The following is a 25,136-nucleotide window of genomic DNA, read 5'->3' on the forward strand; positions in this document are numbered from 1 at the left end:
TCGCCGACAAGGGCTACATCTCCGCCGAACTCGACGACTACCTGCACCGGCGCGGCGCCGATCTGCTGCGCCCGTCCCTGCGCCACCGCGCACCCCGGCCCGGCCAGGGCCTGCTGGCGCCGATCCGGCAGCTCATCGAGTCCGTCTACGACACCCTCAAAGGCCAGCTGGACCTGGAACTGCACGGCGCACGCACGCTCACCGGCGTGGCTACCCGCGTCGCTCAACGGATCCTGGCCTTGACCGCCGCGATCTGGCACAACCGCGCCACCGGCCAGCCGATCACCCGATCCCTGATCGCCTACGACCACTGATCGAGTTCGGACTTACTCGTCTAGGCCGCGGCGAGCTGGCGATAGTCCTTGGGCAGCAGGGACAGCGCATGGTCCAGGTGGGTGGGATCGATCGACTCCCGCAGCACGGCCAGGACGGCGCCCACGCCGCGCCGCGTCTCGTCCTCCCTCAGCCCGGTCCGCTGGCTGAGCTGCCGGATGAAGTCGTTCAGGGCCATCGGGTGCGCCGACTTGTCGTGCCGGGGGATGGTGGCGACGATCCAGTCCGGCAGCACCGTCGCGAGCTTGTCCACCTCGCCGCTGCTGATCTGGCCGGCGAGCATCTCGAGGGTTGCGCGGGTCAGGTCAGCGGCTTCCTCCTTCGACAGTCCTGTGCGCTCGGCAACGGCCGCATAGAAGGTCCTGTCGTCCACCGTGCTGCCTCCGGTTCGGCCCCGGCCGGGTCCGCTGGTCGGCGGCCCGGCCGGGGGACGTGGGGCGCCCCTGTGAGCGGGTACGAGGCTCCCGCCCCCCTACCCACGCCATCGGGTGTCATGCGCCCGGCCGCGTCGCGGGGTGCCGGACGGGCGAGCGGCGGGGCGGCCGGCCCTCCCTCAGGGGGTGCGGCACTCACCGGCCCTTCTCGGTGACCCCCGCCGAGTCGAAGGTCGCGACGTCGCGCAGCGCCCGGGCCGCGCCGGCCACCAGCGGCAGCGCCAGCAGCGCGCCGGTGCCCTCGCCGAGCCGCAGGTCCAGGCCGAGCAGCGGGCGCAGGCCGAGCGCCTGCAGCGCGAGGGCGTGCCCCGGCTCGGCGCCGGCGTGCCCGGCCAGCGCGTACTCGAGGGCCGTCGGGCACAGGGCCGCGGCCACCAGCGCGGCCGAGCCGGCGATCACGCCGTCGAGCAGGACCGGGGTGCGGGTGGCCGCGGCGCCGAGCACGAATCCCGCCAGGGCGGCGTGCTCCAGGCCGCCCACCTCGGCGAGGACGGCCAGCGCCGCCTCCGGGGTGGCGGGGCGGGACGGGATCCGGCCGACCGCGCGCGCGACGACCTCGATCTTGCGGGCCAGGGTGGGGTCGTCGATCCCGGTGCCGCGGCCGGTGGCCTCCTGCGGGGTGGCCCCGGTGAAGGCGCAGACCAGGGCCGCCGCCGGCGTCGTGTTGCAGATCCCCATGTCGCCGGTGACCAGGCAGCCCGAGCCGGGCGCCAGCGTCGTCGCCACCTCGATGCCCACCTCGACCGCCCGGCGGGCCTCGTCCACCGTCATCGCCGGGCCGACCGCGAGGTCGGCGGTGCCGGGCCGGATCCGGCGGTCGATCAGCTCGGGCGCGGGGAAGGGCGCCGGCTCCAGGCGGCCGGCCACGCCGACGTCGACGACCGCCACCACGGCGCCGAGTTCCGCGGCGAAGGCGTTCACCACGGCCCCGCCGGCGAGGAAATTGGCGACCATCTGCGCGGTGACCTCCTGCGGCCACGGCGTCACGCCCTGGGCGTGCACCCCGTGATCCCCGGCGAACACCGCCACCGTCGCGGGGGCCGGCAGGGGGGCGGGGCAGCTGCCCGCGATGCCGGCCAGCTGCGCGGCGACGTCCTCCAGCACGCCGAGCGAGCCCGGTGGCTTGGTCATCCGGTCCAGCCGCTCCCGGGCGGCCCGCTCGGCGGCGGCGTCGCGCGGGGTGATGGCCGCGATCGTGTCGCCCAGCAGGGTCCCGGCGAACGGGCTCGGGTCGGTGCTCAGTGGATCTCCTCGGGGGTGCGGACGGCGGTCAGGACGTCGGACAGGGTGTCGGCGAACGCGCGGGAGGTCGCCGGATCGCGCACCGCCACCCGCAGGTGGTCGGGCGACAGCCCGGGGAAGGTGTCCCCGCGGCGCACGGCCCAGCCGCGCCGGCGCAGCTCCTGCCGCACGGGGTCGCCGTCCGGCACGCGGAGCAGCACGAACGACGAGCGGGGGTCGCCCTCCACCTCGACGCCGGGCGGCAGCACCGCGAGCAGCGCGGCGCGGTGCACCGCCAGCTCGCGGGCCGCCGCCTCGGCCTCCGCGCGGGCGGCGGGGGTGGTGCAGGCCGCGAGCGCCGCCAGCGCCGGGGTGGCGACCGGCCAGTGCGGCTGGTGCGCGGCCAGAGCGGCCACGAGGGGAGCGGGGCCGAGCGCGTAGCCCACCCGCAGCCCGGCCAGCCCCCACGTCTTGGTCAGGCTGCGCACCACGAGCAGCCCGGGCAGGTCGGTGCGTGCGGCCAGGGACTCCGGCTCGCCGGGCACGGTGTCGGCGAACGCCTCGTCGACCACCAGCACCCGCCCGGGCCGGGCCAGGGCGGCCACGGCGGCGGCCGGGTGCAGCACCGAGGTCGGGTTGGTGGGATTGCCCAGCACCACCAGGTCGGCGTCGTCCGGCACGGCCGCCGGGTCCAGCCGGTAGGCCGGAGCCTCCAGCAGGAGGCGCTCGACCGGGTGGCCGGCCGCCCGCAGCGCCGCCTCCGGCTCGGTGAAGGACGGGTGGACGAGCACCGCCCGGCGCGGGCGCAGCGCCCGGGCGAGCAGCACGAACGTCTCGGCGGCGCCCGCGGTGAGCAGCACCCCGGCCGGGTCCCGGCCGTGCGCGGCGGCCACCGCGGCCCGGGCCGGGCCGGCGTCCGGGTAGGTGGCGACGGCCTCGAGCGCCTCGTGCAGCACGGCCTTCAGCCAGGCCGGCGGGGTGCCGCCGCGCACGTTGACGGCGAGGTCGACCAGGCCGGGGGCGAGCTCGGCGTCCCCATGGTGGTCCAGGTCGACGTCCGTCATGCGGCCACCGCCACGGTCACCCGGCCGTGCACCGTCTTGGGCACGATCAGGCGCCCGCCGCCGAGCAGCGCGGCGGCCTCGGCCACCGAGGCGGTGCCGACCGCGGCGGCCACGACGGCCGAGGGCGAGGGGACGGCGACGCCGGCCAGCGTCGGGGTGTCGTGGCCGACCAGCGGCCAGCCCCGCCGGGCGGCGGCCTCGGTGATACCCGGTTCCGCGGTCCGCACGTCCAGCGTGGCCAGCCGCACGTCGGTCGCCCCCGGCGGCAGGACCGCGTCGATGGCGGCCAGCACCTCCTCGGCGGTCACCCCGGTCGAGGCCCCGATCCCCACCGTCGTGGTCATGCCGTCACCCCCGGCCGCTCCGGCAGCGCGGTGAGCAGCCCGGCGACGTCCCGGGGCAGCGGCCCGTCGGCCAGCACGCCGAGCTCCCGCAGCCGGGTGCCCACCGTCAGCGCCCAGGGCCGGCCCAGCCGGGCGCGGGCCAGCAGAGCGTCGTCGCCCAGGACGTCCGCAGGTGCCCCCTGCACCACGGCGCGGTCGACGACGACGGCGACCTCGTCGGCCCAGGCCAGCGCGAGGTCGACGTCATGGGTGCTCATGACCACCGTGGAGCCGTGCTCCTGCAGCCGGGCCAGCGCGGCCAGCGCCTCCGCCACGGCGGAGGGGTCCAGGCCCGCCGTCGGCTCGTCGAGCAGCAGCACGCACGGGCGCATGGCCACCGCGCCGGCGATCGCCACCCGCTTGCGCTCGCCGTAGGAGAGGTGGTGCGTGGGGCGCTCCGCGAGCACGTCGACGGCGAGCAGGGTGAGGGCCTCGGCGACCCGCGCTCGCACGGCGTCCTCGTCCAGCCCCAGGTTCAGCGGCCCGAACGACACGTCCTGCGCCACCGAGGCGCTGAACAGCTGGTCGTCGGGGTCCTGCAGGACCAGTTGGACCTCCTGCCGGTGCGCGCGCAGCCCCCGCCGCGAGTGCTCCAGCGGCACCCCGTCGAGGACGACGGCGCCGGCCGCGGGCCGCAGCGCCCCGGACAGGCAGCGCAGCAGGGTCGTCTTGCCCGACCCGTTGGCGCCGAGGACGGCCAACCGCCGGCCGGCCGGAACGCGCAGGGTGGCGCCGTCCAGCACCGGCCGCCCCCGCTCGTAGCCGGCGACCAGGCCCTCGGCGGCCAGCGTCCGGTGACTCATGCGATCACCACCGTCGCCGACACGAGCGCGCCGAGGCCGAGCACGGTGGCCGCCAGGAACGCCCGCGACGAGGGCAGCGCCTCCGGCAGCACCCGCAGGCCGGTCTCCAGGCCCCGGCCGGCCAGGCCCTCCTGCAGCCGCCCGGCACGGTCCCAGGAGCGGGTCAGGACGGCGGCGGCCAGCGCGCCCGACGAGCGGTAGGTGCGGCGCAGCGACGAGTAGCCCATCCGGGCGGCCTGCGCCTCGCGGATCGTGCGCAGGCTGTCCAGCAGCACGAACAGCAGCCGGTAGGTCACCGACGCGACCTCGATGACGGCGGCCGGCACCCGCAGCCGGCGCAGCGCGGGCAGCAGGTCCGACATCGGCGTGGTGGTGGCCAGCAGCAGCACCGCGGCGCTGCCGGCCAGCGCGTGCCCGACCAACGACCCGGCCCGGGCGGCGGCATCCGGGGCCCAGCCGAGCCCGCCGCCGTCCACCGTGACCACCGCGGTGAGCGCGCCGACCGCGACGAAGGCCAGCGGCCACCGCACCGCCCGGCCGAACGTGCGCGCGGGCACCCGGGCGGGCCCGAGGGCGAGGACGACGGCGGTGAGGCCGACCAGCAGGCTGCCCGGCCAGGCCGGCAGGAGGAGGGCGCAGACCACCAGCCCGGCGGACAGCAGCAGCTTGTCGCCGGGGGCGCGCCGCCGCCAGGCGCTGCCCCACGCCGCGTCGTCGACGGCCAGCGTCACGGGCGCTCCGGCTCCGCCGGCGCGTGCTTGCGCCGTCCGTGCAGCCGGCCGATGACGTAGCCCAGCACGCCGCCACCGACGGCGGCCTGCAGCGCGAACAGGCCGGACTCGATCTCGCCGGCGGGATCGACGATCGACTCGAACCACGGCGTGTAGCCGTCGGCCTCGAGCTGCTCGGTGACGGCGGCGTCGGTGCCGGCGTACTCGGAGGCGCCCCCGTCGAGCAGCAGCGGCACCGCGAACAGCGCGATCACGGCCAGCACGAGCAGCGCGTTGACCAGCGCACGGCGGCTCATGCTGCGTTCCCGGCCGGTTTCAGGACCCCGAGCCGCTCCAGCTCCGGCCGGGCGTTGGTGGTGAGCACCCGGAACAGCAGCACGCCGAGCAGGCCCTCGCCGATCGCCAGCGGGATCTGGGTGAGCGCGAAGACGCCGAGGAACTTGGCCAGCGCGCCGGCGAACCCGGTGCTGGCGTCGGGGAAGGCCAGCGCCAGCTGCACCGACGTCGTGACGTAGGTGGCCAGGTCGGCCAGCGCGACACCGGCGAAGACGGCGGGCAGCAGCCCGGCGCCGGCCGCGCGGGTCAGCCGGTAGGCGCCGTACCCGGCCCAGGGGCCGACGACGGCGAAGGCGAACGCGTTCGCGCCCAGCGTGGTCAGCCCGCCGTGGGCCAGCAGCAGCGCCTGGAACAGCAGGACGACGGTGCCCAGCAGGGCCATCACCGGGGGCCGGAACAGGATCGCGCCGACGCCGGTGCCGGTCGGGTGGCTGGAGCTGCCGGTCACCGACGGCAGCTTGATCGCGCTGAGCACGAAGGTGAACGCGCCGGCGGCGCCGAGCAGCAGCGTGGACTCCGGGTGCTCGCGCACCTCCGTGACCACGGCCCGGGCGCCGTGGACGACGAACGGCGCGGCCGCGACCGTCCAGCCGACGGCGTGGGAGGCGGGGAGGAACCCCTCAGCGATGTGCATGGCGCGCTCGTCTCCTCTCTCCGCCCACCCCGCTCGCCGCGCAGGCGGACACGAACCGCTCGGCCAGCGCGGGGCTGCCGGCCCAGTTCAGGTGCAGGTACGAGGCGTGCACGCTGCCGTGCACGAACCCTTCGGGGCCCTCGCTCGACCACTGCCAGGCCGGGGCCGCGCCCGCCGCCGGGAGGGCGGCGGTGCGGTGGAACTCGTGGCCACGCACCCGGGTGCCGGCCGGGGCGAGCACCGAGTCGGTCACCGCCACGGCGGCGCGGTAGCCGAGGATCAGCCGCGGTGTCATCGCCGTGGTCACGTCGAGGACGCCGCACATGGGGACACCGTCCAGCTCGCGGCCCAGGTAGAGCAGCCCGGCGCACTCGGCGGCGATCGGCGCGCCCCGGGCGGCGAGCGCGGCGACGTCCGCGCGCAGTGACGCGTTGGCCGACAGCTCGGCGGCGTACACCTCGGGGAAGCCACCGCCGATCACCAGCCCGGCCGTGTCCGCGGGCAGGGCCTCGTCGCGCAGCGGGTCGACGGCCACCACCTCGGCCCCGGCGGCGGCCAGCAGCTCGGCGTTCTCCGCGTACCCGAAGGTGAACGCGGGGCCGCCCGCGACGGCGACCCGCGGGCGGCCGGGCACGGCGGCCACCTCGGCGGCCGGGTCCCACGGGGCGGCGTCGAGGTCCGGCGCCGACCCGGCCAGGGCCAGGACGGCGTCCAGGTCGACCGCCTCGGTGACCACCGCGCCGAGCCGGCGCACGGTCGCCACGGCCTCGGCCGACCGCTCGGCCGCCGGGACCAGCCCGAGGTGCCGGGAGGGGGTGTGCAGCTGCTCCAGCCGCCGGATCGCGCCCAGCACCGGCACCCCCGCGGTGCCCAGCGCCTCCCGCAGGATCGCCTCGTGCCGGTCGCTGCCGACCCGGTTGAGGATCACCCCGCCGATGCGCACGCCCGGCTCGAAGGTGGCGAACCCGTGCACCAGCGCGGCCACGCTGCGCGCCTGCGCCGACGCGTCGACCACCAGCACGACGGGCGCCCGCAGCAGCCCGGCGACGTGCGCGGTCGAGGCGAACCCGGGTTCCACGGACGAGTGCGTGGCGCCGTCGAACAGCCCCATGACCCCCTCGACGACCGCGAGGTCCGCGCCCCGGGCCCCGTGCAGGAACAGCGGCGCGATCCGCTCCTCGCCGACCAGCCACGGGTCGAGATTGCGGCCGGGCCGCCCGGCGGCCAGCCCGGCGTAGCCGGGGTCGATGTAGTCGGGGCCGACCTTGTGCGGGGAGACCGTCAGCCCGCGAGCGGTGAGTGCGGCGACCAGCCCGGTGGCGACCGACGTCTTGCCCGCGTTGCTGCTCGGCGCCGCCAGCACGACGCGCGGGAGGTGGATCACGACACCTCCCGGTTGATCATCGCCTGCCTGCACGCGACACGCGGCCACGCGCCGGTGACGCGCGCACGCAGACGATGATCAACTCGAAGGGGTGTCACGGCAGTCACCACTCGATCCCCCGCTGGCCCTTCTGGCCGGCGTCCATCGGGTGCTTGACCTTGGTCATCTCCACGACCAGGTCCGCGGCCTCGACCAGCTTCGGGTGCGCGTCCCGGCCGGTGATGACGACGTGCTGGTTGCCGGGCCGGTTCGCCAGGGTCTCGACCACCTCGTCGACGTTCACCCAGCCCCACTTCATCGGGTAGGTGAACTCGTCGAGGACGTAGAAGCGGTGCGCCTCGGCGGCCAGGTCGCGGGTGATCTGCGCCCAGCCCTCGGCGGCGTCGGCGGCGTGGTCGACCTCGGTGCCCTGGCGGCGGGACCAGCTCCAGCCGCTGCCCATCTTGTGCCAGACGACCGGCCCACCCTCGCCGGTCTGCTCGTGCAGCCGGCCCAGCGCGGTCAGCGCGTTCTCCTCGCCGACCTTCCACTTCGCGCTCTTGACGAACTGGTAGACCGCGATCGACCAGCCCTGGTTCCACGCGCGCATGGCCATGCCGAACGCCGCGGTGGACTTGCCCTTCATCTCGCCGGTGTGCACGGCGAGCAGCGGCCGGTTGCGCCGCTGCCGCGTGGTGAGCCCGTCCTGCGGGACGACGGCGACCTGTCCCTGGGGCATCAGGCCGCCTCTCGTGCGGTGCGGACGGTCGCGGCCAGCGCGTCGGCGGCCAGCTCCTCCAGCCGCAGCGTCTCGGCGCCCAGCACGGCCCCGAGCGCGCCGGCCAGCCCCAGCCGGACCGGCCCGGACTCGCAGTCGACGACGACGCTCGCCGTCCCGGCCGCGGCCAGCAGCCCGGCGGCGGCGTGCGCGTCGGCCAGGTGGCTCCCGCCGCGCGCCCCGGTGGCCCGCCCGTCGGTGACGACGACGAGCAGCGGCCGGCGCTGCGGGTCGCGCACCCGCTCCACCCGCAGCACCTCGTGCGCGCGCAGCAGCCCGGCGGCCAGCGGCGTCCGGCCGCCCGTGGGCAGGTCGGTCAGCCGGGCCGCGGCCGCCTCCACCGACCAGGTGGGCGGCAGCGCGACCTCGGCGCCGGCTCCGCGGAAGGTGACCAGCCCGACCTTGTCCCGCCGCTGGTAGGCGTCCAGCAGCAGCGACAGGACGGCGCCCTTCACGGCGCCCATGCGCTGCCGGGAGCCCATCGAGCCGCTGGCGTCGACGAGGAAGAGGACGAGGTTGCCCTCGCGGCCTTCGAGGGTGGCCTGGCGCAGGTCCTCGCGGGCGAGCCGCAGTCCGGGACCGGTGCGCCCGCGGGCCACCTGGTGTGGCGCGGCGGCGAGCACGGTGCCGGTCAGGTGCAGCCTGGTGACCGTGCCGGTGGGGCGGGTCGAGCCCACCACCCGGCCGCGCTCGGAGCGCGCCCGCGACCGCCGCCCGGACGCGCCCGAGCCGATGCCCGGCACCTCCAGCCGGCGGGCCCGGAACGGGTCGGACGGCGCGACCGCGGCCCGGTCCGGCGCCGGCGCCGGCGCGGCGTCGTCCTGCCCCTCGGAGGGGCCGTCGTGGCCACCTCGGCCGCTCTCGGACCCGCTGCCCGAGGGGGTTCCGTCCGGGCCCGGTGGGGGAGGGCCGCCGCGGCCGTCGTCGTCGGGGCCGTCCTCCTCGGGCTCCTCGGGGCGGGCGTCGGCGAGCGCCTGGTCGAGGGTGCCCTCGTCGAGGCCGGGCGCGTCGAACGGGTTGCGCCGGCGGCGGTGCGGCAGCGCGAGCCGGGCGGCGACCCGCACGTCCTCCTCGGCCACCTCGGCGCGGCCGGACCAGGCCGCGTGCGCGATCGCGGCGCGGGCGGTGACCAGGTCGGCCCGCAGCCCGTCGACGTCGAAGGCGGCGCAGACCGCGGTCACCTGCCGCAGGGCGGCGTCGGAGAGGACGACGTGCGGCAGCCGGGCGCGGGCGTCGGCGATCCGGGCGGCCAAGGCCGATTCCGCTGCGGCCCACGCCGCGGCGAAGCCGGCCGGGTCGGCGTCGTGGGCGAACCGGCGGCGCACCACCTCGGCCCGCTCGTCCGGATCACGCGGGGCGGCCACCTCGACGGTCAGGCCGAACCGGTCGAGCAGCTGCGGGCGCAGCTCGCCCTCCTCGGGGTTCATCGTCCCGACCAGCAGGAACCGGGCCGCGTGCCGCACCGAGACGCCCTCGCGCTCGACGTAGGCGGTGCCCAGCGCCGCGGCGTCCAGCAGCAGGTCGACCAGGTGGTCGTGCAGCAGGTTGACCTCGTCGACGTAGAGCACGCCGCGGTGCGCCGCCGCGAGCAGGCCCGGCTCGAACGCCTTGACCCCCTCGGTGAGCGCCCGCTCGAGGTCGAGGGAGCCGACCACGCGGTCCTCGGAGGCGCCGACCGGCAGCTCGACCAGCCGGGCCGGGCGGGTGTGCCCGGGGGCGCCGGCGTCGTGCGGGCCGTCGGGGCAGCCCGGGTCGGGAGCGGCCGGGTCGCAGGCGAACCGGCAGCCGGCGACGACGTCCACCGGCGGCAGGACGGCGGCCAGCGCGCGGACCGCCGTCGACTTGGCGGTCCCCTTCTCGCCGCGCACGAGCACGCCGCCGATCGCGGGGGAGACGGCATTGAGCAGCAGGGCGAGCCGCATGTCGTCCATGCCGACGACGGCCCCGAAGGGATAGGTCATGCGGGCAACCCGCGCACTGCACGCGTCCTCTCCCCGGGTCTCCACGCCCGGAGGTGGTAGGGGCGACGGCGGGAGTCTCCTGGCTGCCGGATCACCGTCCGCCCCCGACCTTCCCGTGCCCGTCGGCCGAAGCCGGGGGCGCAGTGGCCGAGCGTGGGGGCGGGCTCCCCGGTCACAGTGGCGGGACCGCGCCGGATTCTCACCGGGCTTCCTCCACTGCCGTCGCTGTGGCGGCGTCATTCGACCACGGGCGTCGCCGTGAGGACACCCCGCCCCGTCTCGTGAGGACACGGAAAGTGAGGAGCCGCACCGTCCGGTAGGGAAAGCCTCGACGTCCGGCGGGTCGGGCGCCGTGCTCAGCGGGGCAGCCCGGCACCCGGCGGCAGCAGGGGCAGGTCCGCGGGCGGGCCGTCCTCGATCAGCCGCCACAGCGCCGCGGTGTCGGCGTGCTCGGCGATCAGGTCCCCGAGCCGGTCCAGCCGGGCCTCCCGGACGGCGGCGAAGTCGGTGTCCGGGGCGGCGACGAAGCGGCGGCCGGCGATCCGCGCGACCTCGGCCAGGAACGCGCGGCGGAAACCATCGTTCTCCAGCGCCCCGTGCCACGTCGTCCCCCAGACCGAGCCGGACCGGGCGCCGTCCAGGAACGGCTCGGCCCCGTCATCGACGGTCACCACGCCGTGGTGGATCTCGTAGCCGCGCACCGGCTGCCCGAACGCCGTGCCGACCGGGCGGGCCAGCGTCTTCTCCCGGGCGAAGCGGACGTCGGCCGGGAGCAGCCCCAGCCCCTCGACCGTGCCGGCGCCGGACTCCACCTCGTCGGTGATCGTCCGCGCCAGCATCTGGTGGCCGCCGCAGATGCCCAGCACGGCCGCCCCGGCCGCGGCCCGGCGGGACACCGCGCCGGCCAGCCCGGTCGAGCGGAGCCAGGTGAGATCGGCGACCGTGGCCCGCGTGCCGGGCAGCACCACCAGGTCGGCGTCGGCCAGCTCCTCGGGCCGGGTGGCCCAGCGGACGAGCACGCCCGGCTCGGCGGCCAGCGCGTCCACGTCGGTGAAGTTGGACAGCCGGGGCAGCCGCACCACGGCCACCCGCAGCACGTCCTCGCCGCGCGGCGGCGCCGCGAGATCCCGGTCGGTGCCCACGCCGAGGGAGTCCTCGACGTCGACCTCCAGGCCGCCCAGCCAGGGCAGCACGCCGAGCGTCGGGCGCCCGGCGAGGGCGGCCAGCTGCTCCAGCCCCGGGCGGAGCAACCGCACGTCGCCGCGGAACTTGTTCACCAGGAACGCCGCGACCAGCCGCTGGTCGGCCGGCGGCATGAGCGCGACGGTGCCGTAGAGGGCGGGGAAGACGCCGCCGCGGTCGATGTCGCCCACGACGACGACCGGCAGCCCGGCCGCCGTCGCCAGCCCCATGTTCGCGATGTCGTCGGCCCGCAGGTTGATCTCGGTGGGCGAGCCGGCCCCCTCGCAGACCACCACGTCGAAGCGTGCGCGCAGGTCGGCCAGGCTGGCCAGCACCTGCTCGAGCAGGGCGGCCTTCATCGGCCGGTAGGACAGCGCGGTCACCTCCGCCACCGGCCGGCCGAGCAGCACCACCTGGCTGGAGTTCTCCCCGCCCGGCTTGAGCAGCACCGGGTTCATCGCCGCCTCGGGGGCGACGCGGGCCGCGGCGGCCTGCATCACCTGGGCGCGGCCGATCTCCGCGCCGTCGGCGGTGACCATGGAGTTGTTGCTCATGTTCTGCGCCTTGAACGGGGCGACGGAGACGCCCTGGCGGGCCAGCCAGCGGCAGATGCCGGCGGTCACGACCGACTTGCCGGCGTCCGAGGTGGTGCCGGCGACCAGCAGCGCCCCGCTCACGCCCGCCCCCGCCCCCGCGCCAGCCGCCCGGCGACCGCCAGCGCCGCCGCGGCGCACCACACCGCCCGGGAGAGCCGGGCGGCCCGGTGGATGTCGGCGGCCTCCGGCGGGCGGCCCTCGCCCAGCGCCGGGCGGTCCTCCACCCGACCGCCGTACACGTTGCGCCCGCCCAGCCGCAGCCCCAGCGCCCCGGCCACCGCGGCCTCGCACCGGCCCGCGTTGGGGCTGGGGTGCGCGGCGCCGTCCCGCCGCCAGGTCCGGAGCGCCCCGGCCGCGGACCCGCCGGCCAGCGGGGCGCAGGCCACGGTCAGCGCGGCGGTGAGCCGGGCGGGCAGCCAGTTGGCGACGTCGTCCAGCCGCGCCGCGGCCCAGCCGAAGCGCGCGTACCGGGGCGAGCGGTGGCCGACCATCGCGTCGAGGGTGTTCACCGCCCGGTAGCCGAGCAGCCCCGGCAGGCCGGCCACCGCACCCCAGAACAGGGGCGCCACCGCCGCGTCCGAGGTGTTCTCCGCGACCGACTCCACGGTGGCGCGGGCCAGCCCGCCCGCGTCCAGCGCGCGGGGGTCCCGCCCGGCGAGGGCGGGCAGCGCGGCCCGGGCCGCGGCGACGTCGCCGGCGGCCAGCGCCCGGTGCATGTCCGCGGCGGCCCGCCCCAGCGAGGTGCCGCCGAGCACCGTCCACGTGGCCAGCGCGGTGAGCAGCGCCCGCGGTTCCGACCGGTGCCGCGTGGCCCGGTGGGCCGCCGCCCCCAGCCCCACCGCCGCGGCGACCAGCCCGAGCGCGTAACCGGAGCCGGCGGCGCGCGAGTCGCGCCAGACCCGGCGCTCGAGGGCAGCCGCGGCGAGCCCGAAGCCGGCGACCGGATGGCGGCGCCGCGGGTCGCCCAGCAGCAGGTCCGCGACGGTGCCGAGGGCCAGGCCGGCGGCGAGCGGGGCGTTCATCGCGCTCATCGTGCCAATCGCCGTCCCGGGGCCGGTCCCTAGGATCGGCCGACGTGCGCGAGGACGGCGGGCCGCTGGTGGTCGTGGGCATCGGCGCCGACGGCTGGGACGGCCTGTCACCCGCCGCCCGGCGGGCGATCGAGGGCGCGGACGTGCTGCGCGGCAGCACCCGACAGCTGGACCTGGTGCCCGCCGCGGTCGCCGCGCAGCGGGTGCCGTGGCCCGCACCGATGGCGGCGGCGCTGCGGGCGCTGCCCGGCGCCCACCCGGGCCGCCGCGTCGTCGTGCTGGCCAGCGGGGACCCGATGCTCTCCGGCGTCGGCACGTCGCTGGTGCGGCTGCACGGCCCGGCGGCGGTCGAGGTGATCCCGCACCCCTCGTCGGTGGCGCTGGCCTGCGCCCGGCTGGGCTGGGCGGTGGAGGACACCGCGGTCGTGTCCGTCGTCGGCCGGCCGCTGGACCTGCTCACCCCGCACGTGACCCCGGGCCGGCGGCTGCTCGTGCTGGGATCCGACGGCCGCACCCCGGCCGAGGTCGCCGGGCTGCTGGCCCGGCGCGGCTACGGCGCCAGCCGGGTCACCGCGCTCGCCCAGCTGGGCGGCCCGGGGGAGCGGTGCCTGTCCGGGACCGCCGCCGGCTGGCCGCACGCCGCCACCGACCCGCTGGTGGTGACCGCCGTCGAGGCCGTCGCCGACCCCGGGACCCTGCCGCTGCCCACCGTGCCCGGCCTGCCCGACGAGGTCTTCGACGACGACGGCCAGCTGACCAAGCGGGACGTGCGCGCGGTGACGCTGGCCCGCCTCGGCCCCCTGCCGGGTCAGCTGCTCTGGGACGTCGGCGCGGGCGCCGGCTCGATCGGCATCGAGTGGATGCGGGCGCACCCGTCGTGCCGGGCGATCGCCGTCGAGTCGCGGCCGGACCGGGCCGCCCGGATCGCGCGGAACGCCGCCCGGCTGGGCGTGCCCGGGCTGCAGGTGGTCGAGGGCCGGGCACCCGAGGGGCTGGACGGCCTGCCCACCCCGGACGCCGTCTTCGTCGGCGGTGGGGCGACGACGCCGCTGCTGCTCGACGCGGTCTGGGCGGCGCTGCCGGCCGGCGGCCGGCTCGTGGCCAACGCGGTGACCGTGCAGAGCGAGGCGGTGCTCGCCGACTGGTTCGCCCGCGTGGGCGGGGAGCTGGTGCGTATCGGCGTCCAGCGGGCCGAGCCGGTGGGGTCCTTCACCGGCTGGAAGCCGGCGATGCCCGTGACCATCTGGAGCGTGACGCGGTGATGATCGGGACGGTTCTCGCGGAAACCGTCGGCCGGAGGGGGCGGGCATGACGGTGCACTTCATCGGGGCGGGGCCGGGGGCGGCGGACCTGATCACGGTGCGGGCGGCGCGGCTCATCGCCGCGGCCCCGGTGATCCTCTACGCCGGCGCGCTCGTACCCCGGGAGCTGCTGGACACCGCACCGCCCGGCGCCCGGCTGGTCGACACCGCGAACCTCGACCTGGACCGGATCACCGCCGAGCTGGTGGCCGCGCACGAGGCGGGCCTCGACGTCGCCCGGCTGCACTCCGGCGATCCGTCGGTGTACAGCGCGATGGCCGAGCAGATGCGCCGGCTGGACGCGGCCGGGGTGCCCTACGACGTCGTCCCGGGAGTGCCGGCCTTCGCCGCCGCGGCGGCCTCGCTGAAGCGCGAGCTGACCGTGCCCGGCGTCGGGCAGACGGTGGTGCTCACCCGCACCAGCGCCCGCTCCACGCCGATGCCGCCGGGGGAGGAGCTGGCCGCCTACGCCGCCACCGGCGCGACGCTGGTGCTGCACCTCGCCGTCCAGCGGATCGCCGAGCTGGCCCCGCAGCTGGCCGAGCACTACGGGGCCGACGGCCCGGTGGCCGTGGTCGCCCGGGCCAGCCGGGACGACGAGCTGGTCCTGCGCGGCACGCTGGCCGACATCGCCGGGCAGGCCGAGGCGGCCGGGGTGAAGCGGACCGCGGTGGTCATCGTGGGCCCGGTGCTCGCGGCCGCGGAGTTCCCCGACAGCCACCTGTACTCCACGACCCGCCCCCGCTGATGCTGGAGGACCCTCACCCCGGCCCCGCTGCAGGGCCCCGCCGCGAGCCTGCGAGGGGTGGGGGGCAGCGGGGTCCTCTTTCAGGCGCGGCCGACGACGGTGCCCGCCCGGTCGATCACCACGACGTCGACGGTGACGGGCGCGCCGCGCAGCACGCCGACCGCGGTCTCCCGCGCGCCGGCCGCGACCAGGTCGCCCAGCGGCAGCCCGGCGGCCTGGCACTGCTGCAGCGCGTCGAGCGCGGTGTTGGCGCCCCGCACGCCCTCGACCAGCTCCGGCGCCCCGCCGGCGTCCCGCACCCGCGCGGCCAGCGACGCAGGCGACACCTGCGAGCGGCCCGAGTGCAGGTCGAGATGGCCGTCGGCGAGCTTGGCCAGCTTGCCGATGCCCCCGGCGATCGTCAGCCGCGGCACCGGGTGGCGGCGCAGGTACTTGAGGACGGCGCCGGCGAAGTCGCCCATGTCCAGCAGCGCGTCCTCGGGCAGCCCGTACAGTTCGGTGACCACGCGCTCCGAGGTCGAACCGGTGCACCCGGCGACATGGGTGCGCCCCGCGGCGCGCGCGACGTCGATGCCGCGGCGGATCGAGTCGATCCACGACGAGCACGAGTAGGGGACGACGACGCCCGTCGTCCCCAGGATCGACAGCCCCCCGAGGATGCCCAGCCGCGGGTTCCACGTCCGCCGCGCCAGCTCCTCGCCGTGCTCGACCGACACCTCGACGACGACGTCGCCGGTGCCGCCGTGCCGGGCGGCGACCGCGGCCACGTGCTCGGCGATGAACCGCCGCGGCATCGGGTTGATCGCCGGCTCGCCGACCGCGAGGGGCAGCCCGGGCTTGGTGACGGTGCCGACGCCCTCGCCGGCCCGGAACCTCACCCCGCTGCCGGGGCCGCCGTGCCACACCCGCGCCGAGACCAGCGCGCCGTGGGTGACGTCGGGGTCGTCACCGGCGTCCTTGACGATGCCGGCGGTGGCCTCGGCGCCGGGCGTGAGGGACTCGCGGGCCAGGGCGAAGGCCGGGTGCTTGCCGTGCGGCAGGTCGATCCCCACCGGGTCGGGGAACTCGCCGGTGAGCAGGGCGGTGTAGGCCGCGGTGGCAGCGGCGGTCGCGCAGGCGCCGGTCGTCCAGCCGTAGCGCAGCCCGCTGCCGCGCTCGCGCCCCGCCTCCGTCACGGGATCAGCATGCACGGGCGGCGTCCGTGACCGGGCGGGTGCTGGTTCTCGGCGGCACGGGGGAGGCCCGGCGGCTGGCCAGGGCGCTGGTCGACGAGGGGATCGCGGTGGTCAGCTCGCTGGCCGGGCGGGTCGCCGACCCGGTGCTGCCGCCGGGCGAGGTGCGGATCGGCGGCTTCGGCGGCGCGGCCGGGCTCGCCGCGTGGCTGCAGGAGCAAGCGGTGGCCGCGGTGGTCGATGCGACGCACCCGTTCGCAGCCACCATGTCCGCCGCGGCGGCCGAGGCGGCCGGGCTGGTCGGCGTTCCGCTGCTGCGCCTGCAGCGCCCCGGCTGGGCGCCGCAGCCCGGCGACGACTGGCGCTGGGTGGACTCGCAGGCCGAGGCCGCCGCGGCGGTGACGGGCTTCGGGTCGGTGTTCCTGACCACCGGCCGCCAGGGGCTGGCCGCCTTCGCCGGCCTGACCGCCCACTGCCTGGTCCGCTCGGTGGACCCGCCGGAACCGCCGCTGCCCGAGCGGGTCACCGTGGTGCTCGCCCGCGGACCGTTCACCGTCGAGGAGGAGACGGCGCTGCTGCGCCGGCACGGCGTCGAGGTCGTCGTCACCAAGGACAGCGGCGGCGCGATGACCGCCGCCAAGCTCACCGCGGCCCGCGACCTCGGGATCCCCGTGGTGCTGGTCCGGCGGCCGCCGCCACCGCCGGGCGTGCCCGTGGTTGCGACCGTCGAGGAGGCGCTGGCGTGGGTGGGCGCGGGGTGAGCGGGCTGGTCCTGTCCGACCTCGACGCGGCCGCACTGGTCCCGGAAATCGGGTGAGGGGAGCGCCGACGTCAGGGAGGATGCCCGACGGTCCCCGCACGTCGAAGGAAAGGCACCACCCGTGGAACCGCTGACCGAGCGGCAGGTCCGGCGCTCGTTCATCAACTGCTCGCAGGGCGAGGCCCGCGCCCTGACCCTGCCGAAGGACTTCGACGCGCTGGACCGGGCGGAGCTGGAGCTGCTGGGCTGGCGGGACCCGAAGGCGCCGCTGCGGGGCTACCTGGTGGTGGAGGGGGACGGCGGGGCGCTGGGCATCGCCGTCCGCGCCGCCGACACCCGCATGTCCGGCCGGATCACCGCGATGTGCCTGCTCTGCCAGACGTCGCAGTCCGGGGACGCCGTCTCGCTGTTCACCGCCCGGCGGACCGGTGCGGCCGGCCGCAACGGCAACACCGTCGGCACCTACATCTGCGCCGACCTCCGGTGCGCGCAGCGGGTGCGCACCGAGATCCCGCCGTGGCTGCAGGACCGGGACCCGGCCGAGGTGGTCGCCGAACGCGTCGCCGAGCTGCGGGAACGGGTCCGGGGGTTCGTCGACGCCGTTCGCGGGTGAGGTGCGGCGACGCCGGCCGCCCACGCCGCCCGGCTGCTCGAGGAGAACCCCTACAGCTGACCGGTCAGCCCGGATAGGTCCGGGAGGTCCAGACGGCGCCGCTCGGGCCGACCCGGGTCTGGGACGACCCGATCAGCACCAGGCAGCGCATGTCGACGGTGGTGGGGTCCAGGTCGCCGAGGGTGGTGACCTGGACCCGCTCCTCCGGGCCGCCGACGTCCCGGCCCACCACCACGACGGTGGACGGCGACCGGTTCTCCAGGAGCACCTTCTGCGCCTCGCCGAGCTGGTGGGGGCGGTGCTTCGACCGCGGGTTGTAGAGGGCGATGACCAGGTCGGCGGCGGCCGCGTGCCGGAGCCGGTCGACGACCACGTCCCACGGCTTGCGGACGTCGGACAGCGACAGCACGCAGAAGTCGTGCCCGAGCGGCGCCCCGACCCGGGCGGCCACCGCCTGCGCCGCGGTCAGGCCCGGCACGACGCGGACCGGCACGCCGGCGAACTGCGGCTGCGCGGCCACCTCGAGCACCGCCGCGGCCATGGCGAAGACGCCCGGGTCGCCGCTGGAGACGACCGCGACCCGCCGGCCCTCCCGGGCGAGGGAGAGGGCGTGCGCGGCCCGCTCGGCCTCCACCCGGTTGTCGCTGGGGTGGCGCACCTGGCGCGGGTTGGCCGCGACGCGGTCCAGGTAGGGGCCGTAGCCGACCAGGTCGTCGGCGGCGGCGAGCGCCTCGGCCGCCTCGGGGGTGGTCCAGCAGCGGTCGCCCGGGCCGAGGCCCACCACGACCACCTCCCCGGGCTGTGCGCCGTCGCCGGCCGGGCGCCCGGGCTCCGGCAGCTCCCCGGCCAACGGGCCGGGCAGCAGCGCGAGGGAGAAGTACGGCACGGTCGCCGGGTCGACGTCGGCCAGCGGCCGGGTGCGCTCGCGGTCGGTGGTGGCCCGCTCGACGTAGAGCGCGCGGTCGAGCACGCCGGCCTGCTCGAAGGCGTCGCGCACCTGCGGGAACGTGCGGCCGAGCTTGAGCACGGCGGCGGCGTCGGTGGTGGCCAGCCACTCGCCGAGCTCGTCGGCGGGCAGCGTGCCGGGCAGGACGGTGAGCACCTCGTCGCGCTCGACCAGCGGCCGGCCGACGGCGGCCGCCGCGCCGCTGACGCTGGTCACGCCGGGGACGACCTCGGTCGGGTAGCGGTGCGCCAGCCGCTTGTGCATGTGCATGTAGGACCCGTAGAAGAACGGGTCGCCCTCGGCCAGGACCACCACGTCGCGCCCGGCATCGAGGTGCGCGGCCAGCCGGGCGGCGGCGAACTCGTAGAACTCGTCGATGGCGCCCTGGTAGCCGCCGGGGTGGTCGGTGGTCTCGGTGGTGACCGGGTAGACCAGCAGCTCCTCGATCTGCCCCTCGCGCAGGTAGGGCGCAGCCACCCCGCGGGCCACGGAGCGGCCGTGACGGGCCGCGTGGTAGGCGACGACGTCGGCGGCGCCGATGAGCCGGGCGGCCTTGACGGTCACCAGTTCGGGGTCGCCGGGGCCGAGCCCGACCCCGTACAGCTTCCCGGTCATGCCCGTCCCCCCGGGGCCGAAATGGCCGTCTCGGCCCTCATTCGGCGTCGCTCGCGATCGCGTTCACGGCCGCCGCGGTCATGGCGCTGCCGCCCCGCCGGCCCCGGACGACGAGGAACTCCAGGTCGCTGCCGGCCAGCGCGTCCTTCGACTCCACCGCGCCGACGAACCCGACCGGGATGCCGAGGACGGCCGCCGGTCGCGGCGCCCCGGCGGCGACCATCTCCAGCAGGTGGAACAGCGCGGTGGGGGCGTTGCCGATCGCGACGACGGCGCCCTCGAGCCGGTCGCGCCACAGCTCCAGCGCCGCGGCGGTGCGGGTGGTGCCGAGCTCGGCCGCCAGCCCCGGGGTGCGCGGGTCGGCGAGCGTGCAGACCACGTCGTTGCCCGCCGGCAGCCGGCGGCGGGTGATGCCGGCGGCGACCATCGTCGCGTCGCAGAGGACCGGCGCCCCGGCGTCCAGCGCCTCCCGCGCGCGGGCCACCACGGCGGGGGAGAAGGCCAGGTCGTCGACGAGGTCGACCTGCCCGCAGGCGTGGATCATGCGGACCGCGACCCGGGCGACGTCCTCGGGCAGCCCGGAGAGGTCCGCCTCGGCGCGGATGGTCGCGAACGAGCGCCGGTAGATCGCGGCGCCGTCCTTCTCGTACTCGTGCATCAGGCCTTCCCGACTCGGTATCCGGTCCCCGTCGCCACCACGTCCACGACCTCGCCCCGCGGGCGGCCGCAGCGGCGCTCGCACCCCGCCCAGTGCTGGCGCTCACCGGGCCCGGGCAGCGTGCCCTCGTCCACGGCGCGGGCGGCGTCGGCGCGGACGTCGGCGAGCGACTTCGCGCAGCCGGGCCGGCCGGCGCACGCGGTCACCCTGGTCCACGGGCTGCCCGGGTCCAGGACCAGCCCCGCGCCGGTCAGCGCCCTGGCCGCCCCGTCGTCCGGGAGGTCGGGGACGACGACGCTGCGCCAGGCGGTGAGCTGCAGGTCGGTGGGCGCCGTGCGGGCGAGGAGGTCGGCCTGGTCCGCGGTGAGCCGGCCGAGGGGCACGACGGCGACCAGGGCGGTGCGCCCGTCGTCCTGGCGGTGTGCGCCGGCCGCGAGCGGGACGTCGTGGCCACCAAGCCCGCGCACGGGCGGGCCATCGTGGCCACGAACGCCGCGGAGGCGGGCGGCGACGCGGGCGACGCCGTCGTCGAGCTCCGCCAGCCGCCACGCGCTGCCCCCCTGGGCGGCCCGCTCGGCGAGGAAGGCCCGGGCGGCGGCGAGGGCGAGCGGCACCGCGTCCTCCGGGGCGGCGCGCAGCCCGCTGTCGGTGCCGGCGAGGGTGAGCGCGACCGGGCCGGCGTCGAGGGCGACCAGCCCGACGTCGCCGCCGAACCCGGCGACGTCGCTGCGGCCGTCGTCGAACGTCGCGAGGAACCGGCCGGGCAGCTGCGCCAGGGCCGGGTCGGCGCACAGACCGGCGTCGAAGGCGGACACCCACGGGCGGACGTCGAGCCGGCCGCCGACCCGGCCGGTGAGCGCGCTGGCCAGCACGTTGCGGACCCGCTCGTGGGTGGCGCTGGGGAGCAGCCCGGCCGCGGCGAGCCGGTGCCCGAGCTCGGCCTGCGTCCCGGCGGGGAGGCCGCGCAGCTGCACGTTGCCCCGGCTGGTCAGCTCCAGCGCACCGTCACCGAGGTCGCGCGCGGCGGCGGCCAGGACCTGCAGCTGGCTCCGGAACAGCGCGCCGCCGGGCACCCGCACCCGCGCCAGCGCACCGTCGGCCGCGGCATGGGTCTGCAACGCACCGGGGCAGGCGTCGGCGCGCTCACGGACGGGAGAAGGGGCTGCCATGGCCCCGCGAGGTTACGTCCCGTCGAACTGGCGCCACACCCGCCGGCGGTCGCCGCGGGTGTGCACGTGGCTCATGGCCTCGACGCGGCGGGCCTGATCGGTGGTCGCGGTGCGCTGGACGACGGCGATCTCCGCATCGCGCATGGCCCGCTCGACGGCGAGCTCCTCGGGCGTGGAGGCGTACTCCTCGTCGGGTTCGGTCGAGGCCGGGTGCGGGTGCGCGTACGGGCTGTCCGGCGGCAGGTGGCCGCTGACCCGGCCGTAGGCGCCGAGCACCAGCAGAGCCAGCCCGACGACCACGGAGAAGACCACGTTCCTGAACTCGAACGCCAGGATGTTGAAGCTGGTCCGCAGCAACGCCAGGTTGACCAGGGCCGACAGCAGGAAGAGCGAGCCGGCGACGATCATGATCGTCGAGGTCACCCGCGGGCTGCGTGCGGCAGCGACGAGCAGGACGGCCGCCATGACCACCGAGATGAGCGAGAGCAGGCCGTTGGAGGACAGCCCGAGGATGCGCTCGCCCTGGGTGGAGAAGAAGTCCAGCCCGCCGGCGAAGCCGAGCAGGCCGAAGACCAGGAGCACGAGCGCCACCACGATGGCGCCGGTGCGCTGGACGGCGAACACGCGGGCCCCGAGATGCCGGTCCTCGGGCGGGGTGGTCGTGCGCTGGGGGCGGTGGAGTCGTAGTGCCATGAGGGGCTCCGGGGAGGGAGGGACGACGGCCATTCTTCGCCTCCGGGCCGGCCCCGGATGCGGTCTCCGGCCCGCTTTCCCGCCGGGCTTCCCGCCCCGTCCCCGGCCCGGGACAGCTGACGGCCCGCCGGCCGGCCTGGATCCCCGGTCGACCTGCGGGTCCGGACGTCAGGGGCGCCACTCCTCGCGGTAGTCCGGGTGGTAGGCGTAGGGCAGCGCCAGTGCGGTGAGCGCGCCCTCGAGGGCATCGACGACGAACATGATCGCCAGTTGCTCGAGACCCCCGTAGCTGTCCACGACGCGGGCCACGGCCCGGTACTGCTCCACGACGATCCGCTTGGCCTCGCATTCGGCGAGGACACGGGCGACGGGCGCCACCACCTCCCCTCGTCCTGGCTCCGTGGCCACCCGGAGGGGCGCGGTTGCGGTCGTCGGGGAATCCCCGGCGGCGCGCCGGGCCGTCTGCTCGTCCTCGGCGATCCGGGCCAGCAGGAACTCGACCAGGTCCACGGGGCCCATCCTGGGGGCTCCGGGCCTGTCCGGGGTCGGGTCGCGGTGCGGGAAGGACGAGGGATCGCGGCGCTCAGCCGACCGGCTCCGCGGCCGCCCGCATCGCCTCCTGTGCGATCGGCGGTGGGGCGAAGAGGTCCCAGCCGCGGAACAGCACCGCGTGCGGCACGCCCATCGCCCGGCCCTGCAGTGCCGTGATGGCGGTGATCATGGTGCGGGGCGGCGGGTGCCCGGGGATGCCCGCCAGGTACTGCCCGTGCGCCTCGAGCGAGGCGATGCCGCGCTCCAGGGCCGCGCCGCCGACGTCGACGCCGTGGGTGGGACGCGGGTCGCCGCCCACCAGCAGCCAGCGCACCGCCCAGGGCTCCAGCCCCTCGTCGAGCAGCTCCGGGAAGACCCACCGGTTGGCGGCGTCCCGCAGGGCGTCCAGCGCGGCCAGCCCGGCGACCCGGTGGTCGGCCTGGTTGAGCCCGGCCACGAACTCGACGTCCCAGGAGCCGACGAGCAGGGCGTCCGGCCGGTGCTCCCGGATGACCCGCGCGATGTCGCGGCGCAGACCCAGGCCGTACTCCAGCACGCCGTCCGGGTGGTCGAGGAAGCGGACCTCGGAGACGCCGACCACGTCCGCCGCGCTCAGCTGCTCCGCCGTCCGCCGCCGCGCGGTCTGCTCCGGCCGGAGGGCGTCCATGCCGGCCTCGCCACGGGTCAGGAGCAGGTAGGCGACGTAGATCCCGCGCTCGGTCCAGGCGGCGACGGCCGAGGACACGCCGTACTCCACGTCGTCGGGGTGCGCGACGACGCACAGCACGCGGCCGAATGCGTCCGCGGGGAACGGTGGCACCGGGGGCGGGGCCATGGCGGGAGGGTAGGGCCGGCCCGGGGTCCCGCCCGGCCGGCGGCGCCGCGCCGGTCCGGTCCCCGGGAGCGTCGCCACCGGCCGGAACCGGCCGGTGGCCACCGGGTTCCGCGCGTCGCGGCCGGGATCGAATGGTTCGCCGGCCCTCTCTCCGTCAGCCGGGGGAGAGCCGGACCAGTGCGATCCGTCGGGACACCGACGCCTGGTACTTGTCGTAGTTCGGGCACTTGGCCATGAGTGCGTCCCACAGCCGCTGCCGGTCGGCCTCGGCCACTGCGTTCGCGACGACCGCGGTCGGCCGTCCGTGCACCTCGGCGACGCCGTGCGGATCAGCCTGCAGGTTCAGCCACCACTGCGGCTCCACGTCGACGCCGCCGTTGGAGGCCGCGACCACGAAGTCGTCGCCGTCCCGGACGTGCAGCAGGGGCGTGGTGTAGCTGCGGCCGGACGTGCGGCCGCGGTGGGTGATCAGCAGGACGTCGCCGCCGCGGAACCGGTTGCCCAGCCGCCCGCCGCTGCGCCGACTCAGGGCGACGTGGTACTTCGCCCCGAACTTGTTGAGGAACGTCAGAACCCGGTCACGGCGGCTCATCGCGCGCCGCCGAAGATGCGCGCGTCGCGGTGGGTGAACCGCCAGGCCATGACTCGGGCGAGCAGGAGCAGCGGCGGGTTGGCACCCGGCAGGCGGTGGTAGTGCTCGACGGGCAGGCCGGACGCGACCCAGCCCGCCACGGCCGGCATCTCGCGCGGCGAGTAGTCCTTCGCGAACACCTCGCGGTCCAGGCGGTGCCAGTCCTCCGGCGTCAGGTGCTGCTGCACCTCGGTCATGCCGTCGCTCTCCTCGTGTGCGAGGTGCGCGCACAGTGCGTCGCGCAGCTCCGCGGTGGTACGGGCCAGCCGGGCGCGGGTCGCCTCCCCACCGGTGCCGTCGGCCAGCGCGTGCAGGTCGGCCTTCGCTGAGGCCAGGAGGGGGTCGATCATGGCGTGCTCGGCCTCGAGCGCGTCGAGCACCGCCTGGTCGGCGCCGCGCTCGGCGAGCAGCGGCCACAGGCCGACGTCCTCCCCGTGGTGGTGCTTGTGCAGCACGGTCGCGAACAGCCGGAACCGGCGCTCGATGGCCGCCCAGCGGGCCCGGTCGGACGCCGGCACCCGCGGGGCGACGTCGGCGAAGAGGTGCAGGTCGCGGCGGAAGCCGCGGTGCATCAGGTACATGCCGGCGAGGTCGACCGGGCCCTCGGGGGCGGCGACCTGGCCGGCGAGCATCAGCTGCGACGGGTACGGAGCGGTGGCGGTCACGGACGTTCCCCTATTTCGATGGAGTGAAACTCTAACGAATAGCGGGAGGGTAGAGTGAATCCATGACCGAGGGCAAGAGGGTGTATCGCTCGTCGTTGCGGGCCGAGCAGGCGCGTCGCACGCGGGCCGCCGTCCTCGACGGCGCCACCCGCTGCTTCCTGGCGAAGGGCTACGCGGCGACGACGATGAAGGACGTCGCGACCGAGGCCGGGGTCTCGGTGCAGACCGTTTTCGGGCAGGGCAGCAAGGCCTCCCTGCTGCTCGCCTGCGTCGACCGTGCCGTCGTCGGCGACGACGAGGAGGTGCCGTTCGCACAGCGGGAGCTGTTCGTCCGGCTCGTGGCCGAGACGGATCTGGCGGCCAAGCTCGCGGCCGTGCGGGAGATGGCCCGGGTGTACGTGCCGCTGACCGTGCCGATGATCCGGGTGTTCGCCGAGGCGGCGACCGTCGACGCCGAGATCGCCGCGGCCTGGACCGAGTACGAGCGGCGGCGGTTCGAGGACGACCGCGTGCTGATCGGCTCGTTCGAGCCGTGGTTCAGGGAGGGACTCGACGCAGATCGCGCGACCGAGATCTTCTGGGGCATCTTCTCCCACGCGCCCGCCGTCACCCTGATCTGGGAGCGCCGCTGGACGGTCGAGGAGTACGTCGACTTCGTGGTCGACGCGGTGGCCCGGCTGCTGCTGGACTGAGCCGGTGCCGAAGTACCTGGTCAACAAGGCTGGGTTGCACGAGCCCGTCCCTGAGCCGGTCCCGCCGATGCCGGCGGCCTCCTGACCGCAGGCCTGAGCTGGTCGCCGGGGGGTCGACCCTCGCCCGGTACGGTCCCCCCATCACGGCAGTGCGTGAGGAAGCCGGTGCGAGTCCGGCGCGGTCCCGCCACTGTGAGCCCCCCGGGGCGAGCCAGACACCGCGGCTGCCGTGCCCGACGACCCGGGGCGCGGACCCC

At 76.9% G+C, this 25,136-nt stretch carries 27 protein-coding genes, 1 pseudogene and 2 riboswitches; of the genes and pseudogenes, 6 read left to right on the forward strand and 22 right to left on the reverse strand.

Annotated features, from left to right (window positions below; translation table 11 throughout):
- Positions 1-314 (forward strand): annotated as a pseudogene (locus BMZ50_RS18205) (IS982 family transposase); the annotation flags it as partial.
- 20 nt (positions 315-334) lie between these two features.
- On the opposite strand, the gene BMZ50_RS18210 reads toward BMZ50_RS18205, so the two are convergent.
- From BMZ50_RS18210 to BMZ50_RS18270, 13 genes are all read right to left on the reverse strand, one after another.
- Complete coding sequence (locus BMZ50_RS18210; RefSeq protein ID WP_091327733.1) at positions 335-706, reverse strand: DUF2267 domain-containing protein; 372 nt, start codon at positions 704-706, stop codon at positions 335-337.
- Positions 707-902: 196 nt separating this feature from the next.
- Positions 903-2,009, reverse strand: a complete 1,107-nt coding sequence (gene cobT / locus BMZ50_RS18215; RefSeq protein WP_245753734.1) for a nicotinate-nucleotide--dimethylbenzimidazole phosphoribosyltransferase — start codon at positions 2,007-2,009, stop codon at positions 903-905.
- On the reverse strand, positions 2,006-3,052 hold the full coding sequence (cobC, locus tag BMZ50_RS18220) for an Rv2231c family histidinol phosphate aminotransferase CobC (RefSeq protein ID WP_091327735.1): 1,047 nt from the start codon (positions 3,050-3,052) through the stop codon (positions 2,006-2,008). The genes cobT and cobC overlap by 4 nt, the downstream gene beginning before the upstream one ends.
- Positions 3,049-3,396: a cobalamin biosynthesis protein gene (locus tag BMZ50_RS18225; protein WP_091327738.1), complete on the reverse strand. Its 348-nt coding sequence runs from the start codon at positions 3,394-3,396 to the stop codon at positions 3,049-3,051. Before BMZ50_RS18225 ends, cobC begins: the two co-directional genes overlap by 4 nt.
- Positions 3,393-4,238, reverse strand: a complete 846-nt coding sequence (locus BMZ50_RS18230) for an energy-coupling factor ABC transporter ATP-binding protein (protein WP_091327740.1) — start codon at positions 4,236-4,238, stop codon at positions 3,393-3,395. Before BMZ50_RS18230 ends, BMZ50_RS18225 begins: the two co-directional genes overlap by 4 nt.
- Positions 4,235-4,969 carry a cobalt ECF transporter T component CbiQ gene (cbiQ, locus tag BMZ50_RS18235; protein WP_218146332.1) on the reverse strand — a complete coding sequence of 245 codons (735 nt, stop codon included), beginning with the start codon at positions 4,967-4,969 and terminating at the stop codon, positions 4,235-4,237. The genes BMZ50_RS18230 and cbiQ overlap by 4 nt, the downstream gene beginning before the upstream one ends.
- Positions 4,966-5,265, reverse strand: a complete 300-nt coding sequence (locus BMZ50_RS18240) for an energy-coupling factor ABC transporter substrate-binding protein (RefSeq protein WP_091327743.1) — start codon at positions 5,263-5,265, stop codon at positions 4,966-4,968. Before BMZ50_RS18240 ends, cbiQ begins: the two co-directional genes overlap by 4 nt.
- Entirely contained in the window at positions 5,262-5,939 is a 678-nt protein-coding gene (locus BMZ50_RS18245) for an energy-coupling factor ABC transporter permease (protein WP_091327747.1), read from the reverse strand. The genes BMZ50_RS18240 and BMZ50_RS18245 overlap by 4 nt, the downstream gene beginning before the upstream one ends.
- Positions 5,926-7,323, reverse strand: a complete 1,398-nt coding sequence (locus BMZ50_RS18250) for a cobyrinic acid a,c-diamide synthase CobB (protein ID WP_245753723.1) — start codon at positions 7,321-7,323, stop codon at positions 5,926-5,928. Before BMZ50_RS18250 ends, BMZ50_RS18245 begins: the two co-directional genes overlap by 14 nt.
- Before the next feature lie 103 nt (positions 7,324-7,426).
- Positions 7,427-8,041, reverse strand: a complete 615-nt coding sequence (cobO, locus tag BMZ50_RS18255; RefSeq protein WP_091327750.1) for a cob(I)yrinic acid a,c-diamide adenosyltransferase — start codon at positions 8,039-8,041, stop codon at positions 7,427-7,429.
- A complete protein-coding gene (locus tag BMZ50_RS18260) occupies positions 8,041-10,041 on the reverse strand; it encodes a putative cobaltochelatase (protein ID WP_091327751.1) in 2,001 nt (666 codons plus the stop codon). The genes cobO and BMZ50_RS18260 overlap by 1 nt, the downstream gene beginning before the upstream one ends.
- Positions 10,042-10,114: 73 nt before the next feature.
- Positions 10,115-10,254, reverse strand: a riboswitch (cobalamin riboswitch).
- 143 nt (positions 10,255-10,397) lie between these two features.
- Positions 10,398-11,900 carry a cobyric acid synthase gene (locus BMZ50_RS18265; RefSeq protein ID WP_091328076.1) on the reverse strand — a complete coding sequence of 501 codons (1,503 nt, stop codon included), beginning with the start codon at positions 11,898-11,900 and terminating at the stop codon, positions 10,398-10,400.
- The gene (locus BMZ50_RS18270) at positions 11,897-12,841 is read right to left on the reverse strand and encodes a cobalamin biosynthesis protein (protein WP_245753724.1); all 945 of its coding nucleotides are present in this window, start codon (positions 12,839-12,841) and stop codon (positions 11,897-11,899) included. Before BMZ50_RS18270 ends, BMZ50_RS18265 begins: the two co-directional genes overlap by 4 nt.
- Before the next feature lie 53 nt (positions 12,842-12,894).
- On the opposite strand from BMZ50_RS18270, the gene cbiE reads away from it, so the two are divergent.
- Positions 12,895-14,112, forward strand: a complete 1,218-nt coding sequence (cbiE, locus tag BMZ50_RS18275; protein WP_091327758.1) for a precorrin-6y C5,15-methyltransferase (decarboxylating) subunit CbiE — start codon at positions 12,895-12,897, stop codon at positions 14,110-14,112.
- Positions 14,113-14,158: 46 nt separating this feature from the next.
- Complete coding sequence (cobM, locus tag BMZ50_RS18280; RefSeq protein ID WP_091327762.1) at positions 14,159-14,899, forward strand: precorrin-4 C(11)-methyltransferase; 741 nt, start codon at positions 14,159-14,161, stop codon at positions 14,897-14,899.
- 80 nt (positions 14,900-14,979) lie between these two features.
- Here the strand turns inward: cobM and BMZ50_RS18285 are convergent, their stop codons facing one another.
- Positions 14,980-16,074: a cobalt-precorrin-5B (C(1))-methyltransferase gene (locus tag BMZ50_RS18285; RefSeq protein WP_091327766.1), complete on the reverse strand. Its 1,095-nt coding sequence runs from the start codon at positions 16,072-16,074 to the stop codon at positions 14,980-14,982.
- A gap of 26 nt (positions 16,075-16,100) precedes the next feature.
- On the opposite strand from BMZ50_RS18285, the gene BMZ50_RS18290 reads away from it, so the two are divergent.
- Positions 16,101-16,832, forward strand: coding sequence for a cobalt-precorrin-6A reductase (locus tag BMZ50_RS18290; protein WP_091327769.1), 732 nt, complete (start codon positions 16,101-16,103; stop codon positions 16,830-16,832).
- Between the two features lie 120 nt (positions 16,833-16,952).
- Positions 16,953-17,444: an FBP domain-containing protein gene (locus tag BMZ50_RS18295; RefSeq protein ID WP_091327772.1), complete on the forward strand. Its 492-nt coding sequence runs from the start codon at positions 16,953-16,955 to the stop codon at positions 17,442-17,444.
- 64 nt (positions 17,445-17,508) lie between these two features.
- On the opposite strand, the gene BMZ50_RS18300 is transcribed toward BMZ50_RS18295, so the two are convergent.
- The 8 genes from BMZ50_RS18300 to BMZ50_RS18335 form a co-directional block, all read right to left on the reverse strand.
- The gene (locus BMZ50_RS18300; protein ID WP_091327775.1) at positions 17,509-19,005 is read right to left on the reverse strand and encodes a precorrin-2 C(20)-methyltransferase; all 1,497 of its coding nucleotides are present in this window, start codon (positions 19,003-19,005) and stop codon (positions 17,509-17,511) included.
- A 37-nt stretch (positions 19,006-19,042) separates the two neighbouring features.
- Complete coding sequence (locus tag BMZ50_RS18305; RefSeq protein ID WP_091327778.1) at positions 19,043-19,663, reverse strand: precorrin-8X methylmutase; 621 nt, start codon at positions 19,661-19,663, stop codon at positions 19,043-19,045.
- Positions 19,663-20,832: a precorrin-3B synthase gene (gene cobG / locus BMZ50_RS18310; RefSeq protein ID WP_091327781.1), complete on the reverse strand. Its 1,170-nt coding sequence runs from the start codon at positions 20,830-20,832 to the stop codon at positions 19,663-19,665. Before cobG ends, BMZ50_RS18305 begins: the two co-directional genes overlap by 1 nt.
- Before the next feature lie 12 nt (positions 20,833-20,844).
- Positions 20,845-21,525: a DUF4383 domain-containing protein gene (locus tag BMZ50_RS18315; protein ID WP_091328077.1), complete on the reverse strand. Its 681-nt coding sequence runs from the start codon at positions 21,523-21,525 to the stop codon at positions 20,845-20,847.
- 168 nt (positions 21,526-21,693) lie between these two features.
- Positions 21,694-22,044 carry a DUF6221 family protein gene (locus BMZ50_RS18320; protein ID WP_091327785.1) on the reverse strand — a complete coding sequence of 117 codons (351 nt, stop codon included), beginning with the start codon at positions 22,042-22,044 and terminating at the stop codon, positions 21,694-21,696.
- A gap of 64 nt (positions 22,045-22,108) precedes the next feature.
- On the reverse strand, positions 22,109-22,891 hold the full coding sequence (locus BMZ50_RS18325) for a PIG-L deacetylase family protein (RefSeq protein WP_091328080.1): 783 nt from the start codon (positions 22,889-22,891) through the stop codon (positions 22,109-22,111).
- Positions 22,892-23,045: 154 nt separating this feature from the next.
- Positions 23,046-23,483, reverse strand: a complete 438-nt coding sequence (locus BMZ50_RS18330; RefSeq protein ID WP_091327788.1) for a nitroreductase/quinone reductase family protein — start codon at positions 23,481-23,483, stop codon at positions 23,046-23,048.
- Positions 23,480-24,187 carry a hemerythrin domain-containing protein gene (locus BMZ50_RS18335; RefSeq protein ID WP_091327791.1) on the reverse strand — a complete coding sequence of 236 codons (708 nt, stop codon included), beginning with the start codon at positions 24,185-24,187 and terminating at the stop codon, positions 23,480-23,482. The genes BMZ50_RS18330 and BMZ50_RS18335 overlap by 4 nt, the downstream gene beginning before the upstream one ends.
- 62 nt (positions 24,188-24,249) lie before the next feature.
- Between BMZ50_RS18335 and BMZ50_RS18340 the strand changes: the two genes are divergently transcribed.
- Positions 24,250-24,879 (forward strand): TetR/AcrR family transcriptional regulator, encoded by a 630-nt coding sequence (locus BMZ50_RS18340; RefSeq protein WP_091327794.1) that lies wholly within the window; start codon positions 24,250-24,252, stop codon positions 24,877-24,879.
- Positions 24,880-25,036: 157 nt separating this feature from the next.
- A riboswitch (cobalamin riboswitch) is annotated at positions 25,037-25,098 on the forward strand.
- Positions 25,099-25,136: the final 38 nt, after the last annotated feature.

It is taken from the genome of Geodermatophilus ruber, from assembly GCF_900114385.1.
Classification (GTDB): Bacteria; Actinomycetota; Actinomycetes; order Mycobacteriales; family Geodermatophilaceae; genus Geodermatophilus; species Geodermatophilus ruber.

What these genes read in the sequence shown, in the direction of transcription:
- cobC (WP_091327735.1), bottom strand. Translation starts at nt 3,052, where the DNA reads ATGACGGACGTCGACCTGGACCACCATGGGGACGCCGAGCTCGCCCCC.
- BMZ50_RS18225 (WP_091327738.1), bottom strand. Translation starts at nt 3,396, where the DNA reads ATGACCACGACGGTGGGGATCGGGGCCTCGACCGGGGTGACCGCCGAG.
- BMZ50_RS18230 (WP_091327740.1), bottom strand. Translation starts at nt 4,238, where the DNA reads ATGAGTCACCGGACGCTGGCCGCCGAGGGCCTGGTCGCCGGCTACGAG.
- BMZ50_RS18240 (WP_091327743.1), bottom strand. Translation starts at nt 5,265, where the DNA reads ATGAGCCGCCGTGCGCTGGTCAACGCGCTGCTCGTGCTGGCCGTGATC.
- BMZ50_RS18245 (WP_091327747.1), bottom strand. Translation starts at nt 5,939, where the DNA reads ATGCACATCGCTGAGGGGTTCCTCCCCGCCTCCCACGCCGTCGGCTGG.
- cobO (WP_091327750.1), bottom strand. Translation starts at nt 8,041, where the DNA reads ATGCCCCAGGGACAGGTCGCCGTCGTCCCGCAGGACGGGCTCACCACG.
- BMZ50_RS18260 (WP_091327751.1), bottom strand. Translation starts at nt 10,041, where the DNA reads ATGACCTATCCCTTCGGGGCCGTCGTCGGCATGGACGACATGCGGCTC.
- BMZ50_RS18270 (WP_245753724.1), bottom strand. Translation starts at nt 12,841, where the DNA reads ATGAACGCCCCGCTCGCCGCCGGCCTGGCCCTCGGCACCGTCGCGGAC.
- cobM (WP_091327762.1), top strand. Translation starts at nt 14,159, where the DNA reads ATGACGGTGCACTTCATCGGGGCGGGGCCGGGGGCGGCGGACCTGATC.
- BMZ50_RS18300 (WP_091327775.1), bottom strand. Translation starts at nt 19,005, where the DNA reads ATGACCGGGAAGCTGTACGGGGTCGGGCTCGGCCCCGGCGACCCCGAA.
- BMZ50_RS18305 (WP_091327778.1), bottom strand. Translation starts at nt 19,663, where the DNA reads ATGCACGAGTACGAGAAGGACGGCGCCGCGATCTACCGGCGCTCGTTC.
- cobG (WP_091327781.1), bottom strand. Translation starts at nt 20,832, where the DNA reads ATGGCAGCCCCTTCTCCCGTCCGTGAGCGCGCCGACGCCTGCCCCGGT.
- BMZ50_RS18315 (WP_091328077.1), bottom strand. Translation starts at nt 21,525, where the DNA reads ATGGCACTACGACTCCACCGCCCCCAGCGCACGACCACCCCGCCCGAG.
- BMZ50_RS18320 (WP_091327785.1), bottom strand. Translation starts at nt 22,044, where the DNA reads ATGGGCCCCGTGGACCTGGTCGAGTTCCTGCTGGCCCGGATCGCCGAG.
- BMZ50_RS18325 (WP_091328080.1), bottom strand. Translation starts at nt 22,891, where the DNA reads ATGGCCCCGCCCCCGGTGCCACCGTTCCCCGCGGACGCATTCGGCCGC.
- BMZ50_RS18330 (WP_091327788.1), bottom strand. Translation starts at nt 23,483, where the DNA reads ATGAGCCGCCGTGACCGGGTTCTGACGTTCCTCAACAAGTTCGGGGCG.
- BMZ50_RS18340 (WP_091327794.1), top strand. Translation starts at nt 24,250, where the DNA reads ATGACCGAGGGCAAGAGGGTGTATCGCTCGTCGTTGCGGGCCGAGCAG.